The organism is Achromobacter sp. 46006 (assembly GCF_059761975.1).
Genome location: NZ_JCBANN010000090.1, coordinates 1 through 14,613 on the forward strand (window position 1 = coordinate 1; position 14,613 = coordinate 14,613).

Annotated in this window: 12 protein-coding genes; 11 read left to right on the forward strand and 1 reads right to left on the reverse strand. The window is 68.9% G+C overall.

All coding sequences use genetic code 11. From position 1 onward, the window contains the following. The first annotated feature begins 8 nt into the window (after window positions 1-8). The 9 genes from AC6LKG_RS25090 (at window position 9) to AC6LKG_RS25130 (ending at window position 8,464) form a co-directional block, all read left to right on the forward strand. Window positions 9-1,985, forward strand: a complete 1,977-nt coding sequence (locus AC6LKG_RS25090) for an MMPL family transporter (protein ID WP_498169460.1) — start codon at window positions 9-11, stop codon at window positions 1,983-1,985. A gap of 40 nt (window positions 1,986-2,025) precedes the next feature. Then, window positions 2,026-3,273: an NAD(P)/FAD-dependent oxidoreductase gene (locus AC6LKG_RS25095; RefSeq protein WP_498169435.1), complete on the forward strand. Its 1,248-nt coding sequence runs from the start codon at window positions 2,026-2,028 to the stop codon at window positions 3,271-3,273. Between the two features lie 14 nt (window positions 3,274-3,287). Continuing rightward, entirely contained in the window at window positions 3,288-3,839 is a 552-nt protein-coding gene (locus AC6LKG_RS25100) for a DUF3261 domain-containing protein (RefSeq protein ID WP_498169437.1), read from the forward strand. After that, window positions 3,836-5,038 (forward strand): beta-ketoacyl-ACP synthase, encoded by a 1,203-nt coding sequence (locus AC6LKG_RS25105; RefSeq protein WP_498169440.1) that lies wholly within the window; start codon window positions 3,836-3,838, stop codon window positions 5,036-5,038. Before AC6LKG_RS25100 ends, AC6LKG_RS25105 begins: the two co-directional genes overlap by 4 nt. Next, entirely contained in the window at window positions 5,035-5,490 is a 456-nt protein-coding gene (locus tag AC6LKG_RS25110) for a hotdog family protein (protein WP_498169443.1), read from the forward strand. The genes AC6LKG_RS25105 and AC6LKG_RS25110 overlap by 4 nt, the downstream gene beginning before the upstream one ends. After that, the gene (gene fabG, locus AC6LKG_RS25115) at window positions 5,487-6,218 is read left to right on the forward strand and encodes a 3-oxoacyl-ACP reductase FabG (protein WP_049074911.1); all 732 of its coding nucleotides are present in this window, start codon (window positions 5,487-5,489) and stop codon (window positions 6,216-6,218) included. Before AC6LKG_RS25110 ends, fabG begins: the two co-directional genes overlap by 4 nt. Then, window positions 6,218-7,441 carry a beta-ketoacyl-ACP synthase gene (locus AC6LKG_RS25120; RefSeq protein WP_049074914.1) on the forward strand — a complete coding sequence of 408 codons (1,224 nt, stop codon included), beginning with the start codon at window positions 6,218-6,220 and terminating at the stop codon, window positions 7,439-7,441. The genes fabG and AC6LKG_RS25120 overlap by 1 nt, the downstream gene beginning before the upstream one ends. Before the next feature lie 34 nt (window positions 7,442-7,475). Further along, a complete protein-coding gene (locus AC6LKG_RS25125) occupies window positions 7,476-7,916 on the forward strand; it encodes an excinuclease (RefSeq protein ID WP_498169447.1) in 441 nt (146 codons plus the stop codon). A gap of 86 nt (window positions 7,917-8,002) precedes the next feature. Next, entirely contained in the window at window positions 8,003-8,464 is a 462-nt protein-coding gene (locus tag AC6LKG_RS25130) for a GatB/YqeY domain-containing protein (protein ID WP_498169450.1), read from the forward strand. A gap of 87 nt (window positions 8,465-8,551) precedes the next feature. Here AC6LKG_RS25130 and dinB read toward each other — a convergent pair whose 3' ends face one another. Next, entirely contained in the window at window positions 8,552-9,634 is a 1,083-nt protein-coding gene (gene dinB, locus AC6LKG_RS25135) for a DNA polymerase IV (RefSeq protein ID WP_498169453.1), read from the reverse strand. A 183-nt stretch (window positions 9,635-9,817) separates the two neighbouring features. Between dinB and AC6LKG_RS25140 the strand changes: the two genes are divergently transcribed. Beyond that, on the forward strand, window positions 9,818-10,243 hold the full coding sequence (locus AC6LKG_RS25140) for a PaaI family thioesterase (protein ID WP_498169456.1): 426 nt from the start codon (window positions 9,818-9,820) through the stop codon (window positions 10,241-10,243). A gap of 491 nt (window positions 10,244-10,734) precedes the next feature. Continuing rightward, window positions 10,735-14,613, forward strand: a 3,879-nt coding sequence (locus AC6LKG_RS25145) for a S6 family peptidase (RefSeq protein WP_498169457.1), incomplete at its 3' end; no start/stop codon positions are given.

Here is a 14,613-nt window from a genome sequence, read left to right on the forward strand (position 1 = left end):
CCAATCGCCTGGCGCTGCTGCCGGCGGCGCAGCGCCAGCAATTGCTGGCCGACCCTACAGGCTACGCCCAGCGCCGCGCGCGCGAACTGGTCGACCCGTTCTCCTCGTCCAGCGTCGTGCCGCTCGACCAGGACCTGCTCGGCCTGGCGCGGCTGGCCGAGCAGGCGCTGCGTCCTGGCGGCACGGTGCGGTACGACCTGGACACCGGCACGCTGCTGGCCGAACACGATGGCCGCGCCTGGGTGCTGGTGCGCGCCGCCACCCGCGGCGATGCCTTCGACAGCGCCGCGCCGGCGCGCATCGCCGCCCAGATCGCCAGCGACCGCCCGGCCCTGGCGGCCGGCGGCGCCGACCTGCTGGTGGCGGGCGGCCCGCTCTATGCCGCCGCGGGCCGCGCCCAGGCGGTGGCCGAAAGCGGCTGGATCGGCGGCATCGCAATGGCCGGCATCGTCCTCGTGCTGCTGCTGGCGTTGCGCCGCTGGCGCGCCTTGCTGGCGCTGGCGCCGGTGGCCGTGGGTCTGCTGGCCGGCACGGTCGCCTGCGTAGCGGTGTTCGGGTCCATCCACATCTTGACGCTGGTGATCGGCGCCAGCCTGATCGGCGTCGCGGTCGACTTTCCCCTGCACTGGCTGGGCAAGAGCTACGGCATGCCCGATTGGCGCGCGTGGCCCGCCCTGCGCCGCGTGCTGCCCGGCCTGACCATCAGCCTGGCCGCCAGTCTCGTCGGTTATGTCGCGCTGGCGTTCACGCCCTTTCCCGCCCTGACCCAGACCGCGGTGTTTTCCGCCGCCGGCCTGCTCGCGGCCTACGCCTGCACCGTGTGCCAGTTGCCGGCCTGGATGGCGCGTTTCGATCCCCGCCCCTGGCCGCCGCTGCTGCGCTTCGCCGAGGCCGCGCTGCGCGCGCGCGAGCGGCTGGCCGGCCGCCGCCTAGCCCTGGGAATCGGCGGCCTGCTGCTGGCGGCCATCGTCGCCGGCGGCCTGGGCCGGCTCGGCGTCCAGGACGATCTGCGGCAATGGCTGAGCCTGCCGGCGCCGCTGCTGCAGCAGGCACGCCAGATCGGCGAAATCACCGGCATCACGCCCACCAGCCAGTTCTTCCTGGTGCGCGCGCCCGACACGGACGAATTGCTGCGCCGCCAGGCGCGGGTTGGCCAGGCCCTGGACGTGCAGATCGCCGCGGGCACGCTGCAGGCCTATGACGCCCTGAGCCAACGGGTGACGCCGCAGGCCGACCAGCGCGACCTGGCCGCCGCGCTTGGCGCCCTGGCCGCGCGGCCCGCGGCCTGGCGGGCCCTCACCGACCTTGGCATCCCCTTCGACGCACTGCGACACGAATTGCTGGCGCTGGCGGCATTGCCCCCGGTCACCATCGACGCCGCCATGCAGGGCCAGGCCGGCGAGCGCTGGCGCGGCCTGTGGCTGGGCCAGCACGACGGCGAGGCCGCCGGCATGATCACGCTGCAGGGCCTGCGCGACCCCGCCGCGCTGGCCGCCATCGCACAGGCCGCGCCCGGCGTCATGCTGGTGGACCGCAGCGGCGAACTGAACCGCATGTTCACCGCCACCCGCATCGAGGCCGCCGAACTCAAGCTGCTGTCGTACCTGGTCGCGGCGGCGCTGCTGTGCCTGACGCTGGGGCGCGCGGCCACCTGGCGCATCCTGGCCGTGCCGCTGGCGGCGACCGCCTGCAGCCTGGCGGCCCTGGGCTACCTGGGGCAGCCGCTGACCCTGTTCAGCCTGTTCGGCCTGCTGCTGGTGTCGGCCATCGGCGTGGACTACGCCATCTTCATGTATGAGCGGGTCGCCGGCGCGGCGGCCAGCCTGGTGGGCATCATGCTGGGCGCGCTCACCACCCTGCTGTCTTTCGGCCTGCTGGCCGCTAGCCGCACGCCGGCCATTGCCAACTTCGGCATGGCGGTGGCGCTGGGCGTGGGCTTTTCGCTGCTGTGGGCGCCGTGGGTCCGGCCGCCGCGCCAAGCCTGAGTTCTTGTCTTGCGAGTGATCATTCTAGGAAGCATCGAGCATGGAGTATCGGGAAGTCGTTGTCATCGGGGCAGGCCCCGCCGGGGCCGTGGCCGCCGCGTTGCTGAAGCGCCACGGCCATGACGTGCTGGTGCTGGAGCGCCAGCAATTTCCACGCTTCTCGATCGGTGAAAGCCTGCTGGCCCATTGCCTGGAGTACATCGAAGAGGCCGGCATGATGCCGGCGGTGCAGGCCGCCGGCTTCCAGGTCAAGAACGGCGCCGCCTTCGCCCGCGGCGACCAATACACCCACTTCGACTTCCGCGACAAGTTCAGCCCGGGGCCCGGCACCACCTTCCAGGTACAGCGCGCCCGCTTCGACAAGGTGCTGGCCGACGACGCCGCGCGCCAGGGGGTCGAGGTGCGTTACCAGCAGGAAGTCATCGCCGCCGACTTCGGCGGCGACGGCCCGTTGCTCACCGTGCGCGGGCCGCAGGGACAGCCCTATCACGTGCGCGGCCGATTCGTGCTGGACGCCAGCGGCTATGGCCGCGTGCTGGCACGCCTGCTCGACCTGGAACAGCCGTCGTCGATGCCGCCGCGCAAGGCCATCTTCACCCACATCGAAGACCGCATCGACGCTGCCGGCTTCGATCGCGACAAGATCCTGATCAGCGTGCATCCGGAGCAGCGTGGCATCTGGTACTGGCTGATCCCGTTCTCCGATGGCCGCAGCTCGTTCGGGGTAGTCGGCGGCCAGGACCTGTTCGGCGGCCTCGACGCCGACCTGATGGCCACCCTGCGCGCCATGGCCGACGCCGCCCCCAACCTTCGGCGGATACTGCGCAACGCCGTCTGGGACACCCCGGCCAACACCATCGGCGGCTATTCCGCCAGCGTCACGCGCCTGCATGGACCCGGCTACGCCCTGCTGGGCAACGCCGCCGAATTCCTCGATCCGGTGTTCTCGTCCGGCGTCACCATCGCGCTGCGCTCCGCCAAGCTGGCGGCCGACGCGCTGCACCGGCAACTGGGCGGCGCGACGGTCGACTGGCAAAGCGACTTCGCCGATCCGCTGATGGTGGGCGTGGAAACCTTTCGCGCCTACGTGCAGGGCTGGTACAGCGGCGAATTCCAGGACGTGGTCTTCTACCAGGACGCGCAGCCGGAAATCCGCCGCATGATCAGTTCGATCCTGGCCGGCTACGCCTGGGATACCCGCAACCCCTTCGTCGCCAGTCCGCAGCGCCGCCTGCGCATGCTGAGCGAACTATGCCGCGCGCCGGGCGCCGCGCCGCAACCGGCCTGACAGGGTCGCCGATGATGCCTGCCTTCCTCCCCTTCTCGCCCCGCCGCGCCGCCAGCGTCGCGCTGGCGCTGACCCTGCTGGCCGGTTGTGCCGGCGCGCCGCCGGTGCCCACGCAACCGGCCGCGTTCGCGCTACCGCGCCAGTTGCATGTGGTCCAGGCCAGCCCCGGCCAACCCCAGCAGGACACGCTGCTGGTGGTGCAGCGCGAAGACGCCGCCACGCGCTGGTCGCTGTTCGATCCGATGGGCGTGCCGCAGGCGCGCCAGATGCTCGAAAACGGGCATTGGCGCAACGACGGCTTCCTGCGGCCCAACGGCCAGGCGCGCGACCTGTTCGCCGCGCTGGTGTTCGCCTGGACCCCCGAGGCCGGGCTGGATGCGGCCTACGGCGCCGGCAACTGGCGCGCCAGCCGCGCCGCCGACGGCACGGCCGAACGCGAATTGCTGCAGGCGGGCCATGCGCGCTGGCAGGTGCGCTGGCCCGCCGGCCAGCCGGTCGGCGCCCTCGAAATCCGCGACGCCGCCGGCACGCTGTGGCGCGTCTCGCCCCTCAAGGAGCAACCATGACGACCTCCTGGCTGAGCCGTCCGGGCGTGGTCTGCGCGCTTGGCGCCGGCATCGATGCCGTGGCCGCGGCCGCCTTCGCCGGCGACACCGGCGGCATGCGCCGCCTGTCTGGCTGGGTGACGGACCGCGCGCTCACGCTGGGCGCCATCACCGACCCGCTGCCGGCCATCGCCGACACCATTGCCAGCCACCACCACAGCCGCAACAACCAATTGCTGCTGGCCGCCGCGCACCAGATCGAGCCCCTGCTGCGCGGCGCCATCGCCCGCCACGGCGCCCATCGCGTGGCGGTGGTGCTGGGCACCAGCACTTCAGGCGTGAACGACAACGCGCCGGCGTTCCGGGACCTGGCCGCGCACGGCGCCTGGCCCGACGGCTACGACTACCGGCGCCAGGTGCTGTCTTCGCCGGCGGCCTTCCTGGCCGACTGGCTGGGCGCGACCGGACCGGCCTACACCCTGTCCACCGCCTGCACCTCCAGCGCCCGTGCGTTGCTGTCCGCGCGCCGCCTGCTGGCGTTGGGCCTGTGCGACGCGGTGGTCTGCGGCGGCGCCGACACGCTGTGCCGGCTCACCATCAACGGCTTCGCCACGCTGGAGGCGGTGGACGACGCGCTCTGCCTGCCATTTTCCGCCAACCGCCGCGGCATCAACATCGGCGAGGCGGGCGTGCTGTTCCTGATGCAGCGCGACCACGCCGACGGCGCCGAAGTGGCCCTGCTGGGCGGCGGCGCCAGCTCCGATGCCTGGCACATGTCCGCTCCCGAGCCGAGCGGCGCCGGCGCCCTGCAAGCCATGCGCGCCGCCCTGCGGTCCGCCGGCCTGGCCGCCGCCGACATCGGCTGGATCAATCTGCACGGCACCGGCACCGCGCACAACGACGCCATGGAAAGCCTGGCCGTGCACACCCTGTTCCAGCAGACCGTGCCCTGCGCCTCCACCAAGCCGCTGACCGGCCACACGCTGGGCGCGGCCGGCGCGCTCGAGGCCGCGCTGGCCTGGGCCACCCTGGTCCCGGCCAACACCGACGGCCGCCTGCTGCCGCACGTCTGGGACGGCGCGCCCGACCCGGCGCTGCCAGCGCTGGCTTTCAGTACCGCGGCGCACCGCTACCCCGCCGGCCGCCGCCGCATCGCCATGAGCAATTCCTTCGCCTTCGGCGGCAACAACGCCAGCCTGATCCTGGGGAGTGCCGCATGAGCCCATGGCCCATCGCCAGCCTGCTGCCGCACGCCGGCGACATGATCCTGATCGACGAGGTGCTGGCGCACGATGCCGACAGCCTGACGGCGCGCGCCGTGGTGCGCCCCGGCCCCTACTCCCTGCCCGACGGCGCGCTGCCGCCCTGGCTCGGCCTGGAACTGATGGCCCAGGCCGTCGGCGCCTGGGCCGGTTGCCAGGCGCGCCTGGCGGGCGCCGAGGTCAAGCTCGGCTTCCTGCTGGGCACGCGCCGCTACGACTGCCAGGTCGACGCATTGCCGGCCGGCGCCGTCCTCTCCGTCCACGTGCAACGCGGGTTCATCGACGACAGCGGCATGAGCGTATTCGAATGCGAACTGCGCGACGGCGAACGCCAACTGGCGAGCGCCCGGCTCAACGTCTATCAACCCAAGGACCCCAACGTTTTCATCCAGGAAGATACGCCCCAATGAGCGCCGCTCCCATTCTCGTCACCGGCTCCAGCCGCGGCATCGGCCGCGCCATCGCGCTGGCCCTGGCCGACGCCGGCCATGACCTGGTGCTGCACTGCCGCCAGCAGCGCGCCCAGGCAGAAACCGTACAGGCCGAAGTCGCCGCCCGCGGCCGCCAGGCGCGCGTGCTGCAATTCGACGTGGCCGACCGCGCGCAATGCGCCGCCGTGCTGCAGGCCGACGTCGAGGCCCACGGTGCCTATTACGGCGTCGTGCTCAACGCCGGCCTGACCCGCGACGGCGCCTTTCCCGCCCTGACCGGCGACGACTGGGACCAGGTGCTGCGCACCAACCTGGACGGCTTCTACAACGTGCTCAGCCCGCTGGCGATGCCCATGATCCGGCGCCGCGCGCCCGGCCGGGTGGTCTGCATGGCCTCGGTCTCCGGGCTGGTCGGCAATCGCGGCCAGGTCAACTACAGCGCCTCCAAGGCCGGCCTGATCGGCGCCGCCAAGGCCCTGGCGGTGGAGCTGGCCAAGCGCCAGATCACCGTCAACTGCGTGGCGCCCGGCCTGATCGACACCGACATGATCGACGAGCACGTGCCGGTCGAGGAAATCCTCAAGGCCATCCCGGCCCAGCGCATGGGCCGGCCCGAGGAAGTGGCGGCCACGGTCGCGTTCCTGATGTCGCCCGGCGCCGCCTACATCACGCGCCAGGTCATCGCGGTCAACGGAGGGCTGTGCTGATGCAACGCGTCGTCATTACCGGCATGGCCGGCATCAGCGCGCTCGGTTCCGACTGGGCCACCATCGGCCAGGCCTTCGCCGACGGCCGCAGCGCCATCCGCGTCATGCCCGACTGGGCGCGCTACCAGGAACTGAACACGCGCCTGGCCGGCCCGATCGAGGATTTCCGCGCGCCCGCGCACTGGACCCGCAAGCAGTTGCGCAGCATGGGCCGCGTCTCGCAACTGAGCGTGCGCGCCGCCGAACTGGCGCTGGATGACGCCGGCCTGCTGGGCGACCCCAGCATCCGCGATGGTCGCATGGGCGTGGCCTGCGGCTCGTCGGTGGGCAGCACCGCCGAGATCCGCGCCTTCGGCAACATGCTGCTCAACGGCGTCACCGACGACCTCAACGCCAATTCGTACGTGCGCATGATGCCGCACACCACCGCGGCCAACGTCGGCATCTTCTTCGAACTGAAGGGCCGCATCATCCCCACCTCCAGCGCCTGCACTTCGGGCAGCCAGGGCATCGGCTACGCCTACGAGGCCATCCGCTACGGCCGCCAGGCCCTGATGCTGGCCGGCGGCGCCGAGGAACTGTGCCCGAGCGAAGCGCTGGTGTTCGACGCCCTGTATGCCACCAGCCAGAAGAACGACACGCCCGACCTGACGCCGCGCCCCTACGACCGCGACCGCGACGGCCTGGTCATCGGCGAAGGCGGCGGCATGCTGGTGCTGGAATCGCTGGAACACGCGCAGGCGCGCGGCGCCCGCATCCATGCGGAGATCGTCGGCTTCGGCAGCAATTCGGACGGCACCCACATCACCCGCCCCGAGGCCGCCACCATGCGCATCGCCATGGAAATGGCGCTGGCCGACGCCGGCCTGCCGCCCGAGGCCATCGGCTACGTCAACGGCCACGGCACCGCCACGGAACAAGGCGACATCGCCGAGACCCAGGCCACCCACAGCCTGTTCGGCGCCCGCATGCCGATCAGCTCGCAAAAGAGCTACCTGGGCCACACCCTGGGCGCCTGCGGCGTGCTGGAATCGTGGTTCAGCATCGAGATGCTGCGCGGCGACTGGTATGCCCCCACGCTCAACCTGCGGAACGTCGATCCGCGCTGCGGCGACCTGGATTACCTGCGCGAAGGCCGCCGCATGAGCCACGAATACGTCATGAACAACAACTTCGCCTTCGGCGGCATCAACACCTCGCTGGTGTTCCGCCGCTGGCCCTGAAGTCATTATCAACCCCTCACCTGGAACGCACCCCATGAACGTCTCCCATAAGCTGTTTGGCGCCCTGGCCCTGTCGATCGCCTGCTCGGCCCCGGCGCTGGCCGCGGACCGCACCGTCTTCCTGCCGCTGCAGCCGGCCATCGAGGCCGCCCAGGCCGCCGGCAAGATCGACGGCAGTGTCAAGTTCTACCTGGCGGGCACCGGCCCCAAGGGCAAGGTGCTGGAGGCCGGCGTGGTCACCAACCGCAAGACCAACGCCTTCGCCAAGAAAGACGCCGAGGCCTGCCTGTGGGTGGCGCAATCGGCCGTGATCGCCCTGCACGAGGCCGCCAAGAAGGCCGGCGCCAACGCCGTCACCAACATCGTCAGCTACTACCGCAAGAACGAATACAGCAGCAAGACCGACTACGAATGCCATGCCGGCGCCATGGTGGCCGGCGTGGCGCTGCGCGGCGACCTGAGCGTCATCAAGTAAACCGGATCGCCCCCCGCCCGACCATCCCCGGGCGGCCGTCCCACGGTTACACTGCCCGTTTGACGCAACACCACAAAGGTTCAACCATGAGCACCGCTACGCTCAAGACCCGCCTCTCCGACGCCGTCAAGGACGCCATGCGCGCCAAGGCCACCGAGCGTCTCGCCACCCTGCGCTTCCTGCTGGCCGCGGTGAAGCAGAAGGAAGTGGACGAACGCCGCGACCTGACCGACGCCGAAATCACCGGCATCATCGAAAAGCAGGTCAAGCAACGCCGCGAATCCATCGCCGCGTTCGAACAGGCCGGCCGCACCGAAACCGCCGAGCAGGAAAAGGCCGAACTGGTCGTGCTGCAGGAATTCCTGCCGCAAGCGGCCACGCCCGAGGAAGTGGCCGCCGCCATCGACGCCGCGCTGGCCGAGGTGGCCGCCCAGGGCGTTACCGGCGCCCCCGCCATGGGCAAGGTCATGGCCCTGCTCAAGCAGTCGCTGGCCGGCCGCGCCGACATGACCGCGCTGTCGCAGCAGGTCAAGGCCCGGCTCGCCTGAAGCCGTATCGTCCGGCGCGCAATGCGCCGGACAGCGATTCGCCCCAACCCGCTGGGCGATAGCCGCCGGGGCGCTACGCCCCGGGATTCAGAACGCCCCGCCAAACAGATCCGGCTGGCGCGATTGCTCCTGCGGATCGGCAAAATTGCTCATGCCCACGCCCGCCAGCCGGTACAGCGTCTGCGCCGGCAGGTCGACCCGCTCGCACAGCAGCCGGGCCACCGTCGCCAGTTCGGCCGCCGAGGCCGGCGGGTGCGGGCTGGTCTGGCTGCGCGTCAGGATGCGGAAGCGGTCGGTCTTGAGCTTGAGCACCACCGTGCGCCCCAGCGCGCCCTTTTTCAGCGCCTGGTCCCAGACCTTGCCGGCCATGCGATCGATGGCATCGCCGATGGCCTCCAGCCGCACGTCCTCCGAAAAGGTGGTTTCCGCCGACACCTGCTGCAAGGGCTGGTCGGTCTGCACCTCGCGCTCGTCGATGCCGCGCGCCAGCTCGTACAAGCGGCGGCCATAGCGGCCGAAGTAGTGCTCCAGTTCCTGCACGCCATGGGTGGCCAGGTCGCCCACGGTCTGGATGCCCAGTTGCTCCAGGCGTGCCTGCGTGACCTTGCCCACGCCCGGCACCTTGCGCACCGGCAGCGGCCGCAGGAATTCCAGCACCCTGGACGGACGGATCACGAACTGGCCGTCCGGCTTGTTCCAGTCGGACGCGATCTTGGCCAGGAACTTGTTGGGCGCCACCCCGGCGGACGCGGTCAGGCCGGTCTCGGCGCGGATCTGCTGGCGGATCACCTGCGCCACCTCGGTGGCCGACGGCAATCCCAGTTTGTTGGCGGTGACGTCCAGGTAGGCCTCATCCAGCGACAGCGGCTCGATCAGGTCGGTATGGCGGGCGAAGATCTGGCGGATCTGGCGCGAGACCTCGCGATAGCGGTTGAAGTCGGGCGGCACGTACACCGCCTGCGGACAGAGCCGCTGCGCGCGCACCGCCGACATGGCCGAATGCACGCCGAAGCGGCGCGCCTCGTACGACGCCGCGCAGACCACCGAGCGCGGCCCGGTCCACGCCACCACCACCGGCTGGCCGCGCAGTTCGGGGTTGTCGCGCTGTTCCACGGATGCGTAGAAGGCATCCATGTCGATATGTACGATCTTGCGGCTGGCGTCGCTCATGGCGGTGGAAAAACGGGAATCCGGACCACGCGGCGAAGCGGGGCAGCGGACACGAAAAGTACGGTCACCGGAAAAATGGACACACGCACAGGCTCCGGGCGGGCTGGCGGCATAAAAGTGGATATTATGACCGGCAATGCCATGTTTTCCTTCTGTCCTTCTTATCCCCGCACGCCCCCTTCCATGACTGCAACCGCAACCCCCGCCCCGGGCGAGTATTTCGGCCTGGCGATTCCCTTCATGAGTTTCCTGGGCCTGGTGCCCGAACAGATCGGGCCGGCCTATGCCCGCACCTCGCTGCCCTGGCGCCAGGACCTGACCAACAGCCGCGGCGACGTGCACGGCGGCACCCTGATGAGCGTGCTGGATTTCACCCTGAGCGCCGCGGCGCGCGGGTCGGCCGAGGCCACCGAAGGCATGGCCACCATCGACATGAACACCACTTTCCTGTCGCCCGGCACCGGCGACCTGGTGATCGAGGCGCGCTGCCTGCGCCGCGGCGCCTCCATCGCCTTCTGTGAAGGCGACATCCGCCGCGCCGACGGCGAACTGGTGGCCCGTGCAACCGCCACTTTCAAAATCATCCGCCGCCGCCCAGGCGGCGATTGAACAGGCAAGCGCGCAGCAGCAATATAGGACTCGCGCCGCCATTATCGGACCCGCTGTGGGACGCTATTCCATGACAATAAACGCCATTGATCACCTGATTGTGAAAGCGTTGCATGGACTGGACACTCGAGCTACTGGCCCCTAGAGCGGCTCCGCACGCCCCTGGGCCGCACCCGCGGATACTTGCGGGTGACCCGCCCCGCCTTCCCGCGCCCCGTCTGCGGGCCGCCACCCGGGACCCGGCACCCGGCGCCTTGATCCCTGCGCTACCTCACCACCACGCGGTACTGGCCCTGGACGTCCCCTTGCTCGAAAGCCGGGCCCGATTGATGCCGGTCTCGCCCGGTTGACGCCCGCGCCGCAGCCGGCGCCTCCCCCTTCCATCCGTTGAACTCTCGACGCTCCCGACGCCCTCAGGCCCGGGGCGAACGCACGCACTCGCCTTTTTTCAGCCCTTGCTCCTGGGAGAGGCGCCATAACCGGAATGCCGTATGAACAAGATCTACGCACTGAAGAAAAACGCCAGGCAACAAATCGTTCCGGTCGCCGAGATCCGGCGCGGCGTGAAAAAGACCAGTCGTTCGAAGCATCAGCGCAAAGCGCGGGCGCTCTGCGGCGCGTCGATCCTGGCCTGCATGCTGGCCCCCCTCCCGCTTCACGCCTCTATCGTCGGCACCGACCTGCCCTACCAGACCTATCGCGATTTCAGCGAGAACAAGGGCGCATTCCAGCCCGGGGCGACAAACATCCAGCTGTACGACAAGACCGGCGCCCCTTATGCCGTCCTGGATCGCGCGCCCATGCCCGATTTCAGCGCCGTCGACCGGACGGCCATCGCAACGCTGATATCGCCGCAGTACGTCGTCAGCGTCAAGCACAATACCCTGTACGGCAGCGTCAAATTCGGCTATGCCGACGATACACTCTATCGATTCTCCAATCGCAATAATGACGATTACGCACGCGATTTCCACAGCCCCCGCCTGGTCAAGCTCGTGACCGAAGTGGCGCCGATGCCCGTGACAAGCGCTGGCACCGCGCGCGGCACCTATCAGAACAAGACGCGCTTTCCCGTGTTCTATACCATCGGCTCGGGGCACCAATATGTCAAGAACCGGGCCGGCACGCTGACGGATCTCGAGTACGCCTACCACTATCGGACTGGCGGGACGGTGGGCTCGCCCGGCATTTCCGACTGGAGCATTGTGTCGAACCCTGGCAGCACCTACAACGCGGCGCAAGGCCCGATGGCGTCGTACGGAACCCCCGGAGACAGCGGCTCGCCGCTATTTGTCTGGGACGCCAAGGAGAATCGATGGGTGCTGCTCGCCGTCACCAGGTCATTCAACCAACTCCAGGGAACATCCAACTCGTTCGTGGTGATCCTCGTCAACGAGTTCAACGCCGTCATGGCCAAGAACCGCGATGCCCCGGTCGTCACCCAGCCCACCCTGGGCGACATCATCTGGTCCTATGACGCCGCCGAGGGCACAGGCACCCTGACCCAGGGAGACAACGCCTGGGATATGCACGGCAGGCATGGCAGCACCGTCACGGCGGCGCTCGACCACGGCAAGGACCTCATCTTCAGCGGCGGCGGCACCGTCATCCTGCAGAATTCGGTCGACCAGGGCGCCGGCTCGCTGACCTTCGATGACGACTACACCGTCAAGCCCGTCGACAACCAGACCTGGATGGGCGCCGGCATTATCGTCAACGACAACCACGTCGTCGACTGGGGCATCAACGGCGTGCTCGCCGACAGCCTGCACAAACTGGGAACCGGTACGCTGACAATCAATGGCGTGGGCGTGAACCCCGGGGAGCTGAGCGTCGGCGACGGCACGGTCATGCTGTCACAACGCGCCGATGCCGACGGCAAGGTCCAGGCCTTCGATGCCATCCATATCGTCAGCGGCCGTCCGACCGTTGTTCTTGGCGATGCCGGGCAGGTCAACCCCGACAACGTCAGATGGGGCTATCGCGGCGGCCAACTGGACGTCAACGGCAACGATATCACCGTCCACCGCCTCAATGGCGCGGACAAGGGCGCGGTCCTGACGAACCGCGGCCCGCAGGCGACGCTGAACCTCGACTTCAATCGAACGGATACCGCCGCTACTGATACCGCCGCCATCGCCAACATCTGGCACGGGCATTTCACCGGCAATCTGGACGTGGTGAACCGTGTCGAACCAGGCACGAAGAACGATTTCGTGATCGATGGCGGCACCCGGCTCGCTGGCGCCCTGCGTCAGAGCAATGGACAACTTTTCCTGCAGGGCCATCCCGTCGTCCATGCCGTCAACCAGAAGCCGATCGCCACCAAGCTCAGCAGGACGGGCGACAATTCGGCGTTGACCCAACCCGTCTCCTTCAAACAGGACGACTGGGAAACACGGCATTTCGAGATGGAATCCCTCGTCCTGACGGACGCGGGACTGCACCTTGGAAGAAATGCCACGCTCGCCGCAAACATCCTGGCGCGCAACTCCCGCGTGACCTTGGGCAGTGACGAACTCTACATCGATCTCGAAGACGGCAATGGCGTCAAGACCCGGCCTGTGCTGGGCAAGTCGAAGGCGCTCGCCCAGGCCGATCAAAGCCGCTTCGAAGGCAGGGTGAGACTGGCAGACCAATCCACGCTCGACATCAATCAACAATTCGCAGGCGGCATCGACGCCATCGACAGCGCCATCCGCGTGGCCTCGACCCAGGCCGAGCTGACGCAGCCCAGCGAGTTCACCCGCTCCTCGCTGGCCCTGGCCGACAGCGCCAGGCTGACGAGCCGCGCCAACCTTCACTCCGATGGCGAAGTGCAGGTCGGCGCGGGCGCCGTCCTGTCAATGCAGGCGGCGCCGCAAGATGCCGCGTCGCGGACCACCTACAGCGCCGCCTCATGGCGATTGCAGGGCGCCCATGGCGCCCTCGAAGCAGGCGCCGGCATCCTCCTGCTGGGCGACATCTTCGCGGACGACGACGCGAGCGTCAGCCTGCTCGGCGGCGGTGACGTCGTCGCGCCCGGCAGTGCCGCCACGCTCTACACCGGCGCAGTCACAGCCAGCCAGGCCGCCATGCGGATGCACGAAAACAGCCATTGGTTCATCACAGGCGACTCCGCCTTGAACCGGTTGCAGGCGGACAACGCGCTATTGAGTTTCGGTGGCAATAGCCGGGCCGAAGGCGTGCTCCCGCCACAGACGGATTCCGGCAACGCCTTGGCCATGCGCGAGATCCAGGCCACGTCCGCGCCCCCTTCCTCAGTGCTGACCGTCGACACGCTCGCCGCGTCCGACAGCGTCTTTGTGTTTCGCGCAGACCCCTACAGCGGCGCTCACGACCAAATGACCGTCACCACGCTGCTCAGCGGCAGCGGCAACCGCCTGCGGGCCGCCTATGCCGGCGATGAGCCCGCCGACCCTCCCGTGCAGGCCCGGGAAACACTGCTGATCAGTGCGCCGGCCATCACGGACGCGAATCTCTTCACCCCGGAAACCTACTTCGTCAGGAGCGATGCCTCGGACATCCCTGCGCAAAGCGATCCCTGGCGCAGCGGCCTTGCGGTCAGCCATGACGCGGATCAGCGCCAATGGTGGCTCATCAGCATGAGCGACGCCGCGCCCTGGAGGTTGACGGAAAGCCGCGAGTTCGATTTGTTGCACCTGCCGTCGGCGGAAAGAGTGGAATTGTCGCAACCCGGCCCGGCCTGGACCCCGCACGAACTGCGTGTCGACACGCTGATTGCCAGCGGCGTGCGTTTCGCCATGACCGCCAGGCCGCAAAGCCACGAAAGCGACAGTATCCATATCGCCACCCTGGCGCAGGGCGACGGCAACCGCCTGGACCTCACCCTCCTGGTAAACGACCCGGTCCCGGCCGACGACAGCGGCACCTTGCTATTGGCGACAGCGCCCGCGGCCACGTTGGACAGCTACTTCAAGCCGGGTTCCGTCACGCAGGGACTCACGCTTTACGTACCCAACCTTGAGATCGTCAGTACCGACACGGAGAAAAAATGGCAATTGGCGTACAGGGCGGTTGAACGGCCCGTGGAACCGCCGGTCGAAAAGCCCGCTGACCCGCCAACTGAGAAGCCTGTAGAACCGCCGGCCGAAAGGCCCTTGGAACCGCCCGCCGAAAAGCCCGTGGAACCGCCTGCAGAAAAGCCTGCTGACCCGCCGGCCGAAAAGCCTGTGGAACCGCCCGCCGAAAAGCCCGCTGAACCGCCTGCAGAACAGCCTGTGGAACCGCCAGCCGAGAAGCCCGCCGACCCGCCGGTAGCCCTCCCGAGGCCAAACGCTGGGGGTCTGTCTATGTTCCCGCCGTACTCATTGAGGCCGGTCTTTTATGCTACTCTGACTCTGCGTTGG

What these genes read in the sequence shown, in the direction of transcription:
- AC6LKG_RS25095 (WP_498169435.1), top strand. Translation starts at nt 2,026, where the DNA reads ATGGAGTATCGGGAAGTCGTTGTCATCGGGGCAGGCCCCGCCGGGGCC.
- AC6LKG_RS25100 (WP_498169437.1), top strand. Translation starts at nt 3,288, where the DNA reads ATGCCTGCCTTCCTCCCCTTCTCGCCCCGCCGCGCCGCCAGCGTCGCG.
- AC6LKG_RS25105 (WP_498169440.1), top strand. Translation starts at nt 3,836, where the DNA reads ATGACGACCTCCTGGCTGAGCCGTCCGGGCGTGGTCTGCGCGCTTGGC.
- AC6LKG_RS25110 (WP_498169443.1), top strand. Translation starts at nt 5,035, where the DNA reads ATGAGCCCATGGCCCATCGCCAGCCTGCTGCCGCACGCCGGCGACATG.
- fabG (WP_049074911.1), top strand. Translation starts at nt 5,487, where the DNA reads ATGAGCGCCGCTCCCATTCTCGTCACCGGCTCCAGCCGCGGCATCGGC.
- AC6LKG_RS25120 (WP_049074914.1), top strand. Translation starts at nt 6,218, where the DNA reads ATGCAACGCGTCGTCATTACCGGCATGGCCGGCATCAGCGCGCTCGGT.
- AC6LKG_RS25125 (WP_498169447.1), top strand. Translation starts at nt 7,476, where the DNA reads ATGAACGTCTCCCATAAGCTGTTTGGCGCCCTGGCCCTGTCGATCGCC.
- AC6LKG_RS25130 (WP_498169450.1), top strand. Translation starts at nt 8,003, where the DNA reads ATGAGCACCGCTACGCTCAAGACCCGCCTCTCCGACGCCGTCAAGGAC.
- dinB (WP_498169453.1), bottom strand. Translation starts at nt 9,634, where the DNA reads ATGAGCGACGCCAGCCGCAAGATCGTACATATCGACATGGATGCCTTC.
- AC6LKG_RS25140 (WP_498169456.1), top strand. Translation starts at nt 9,818, where the DNA reads ATGACTGCAACCGCAACCCCCGCCCCGGGCGAGTATTTCGGCCTGGCG.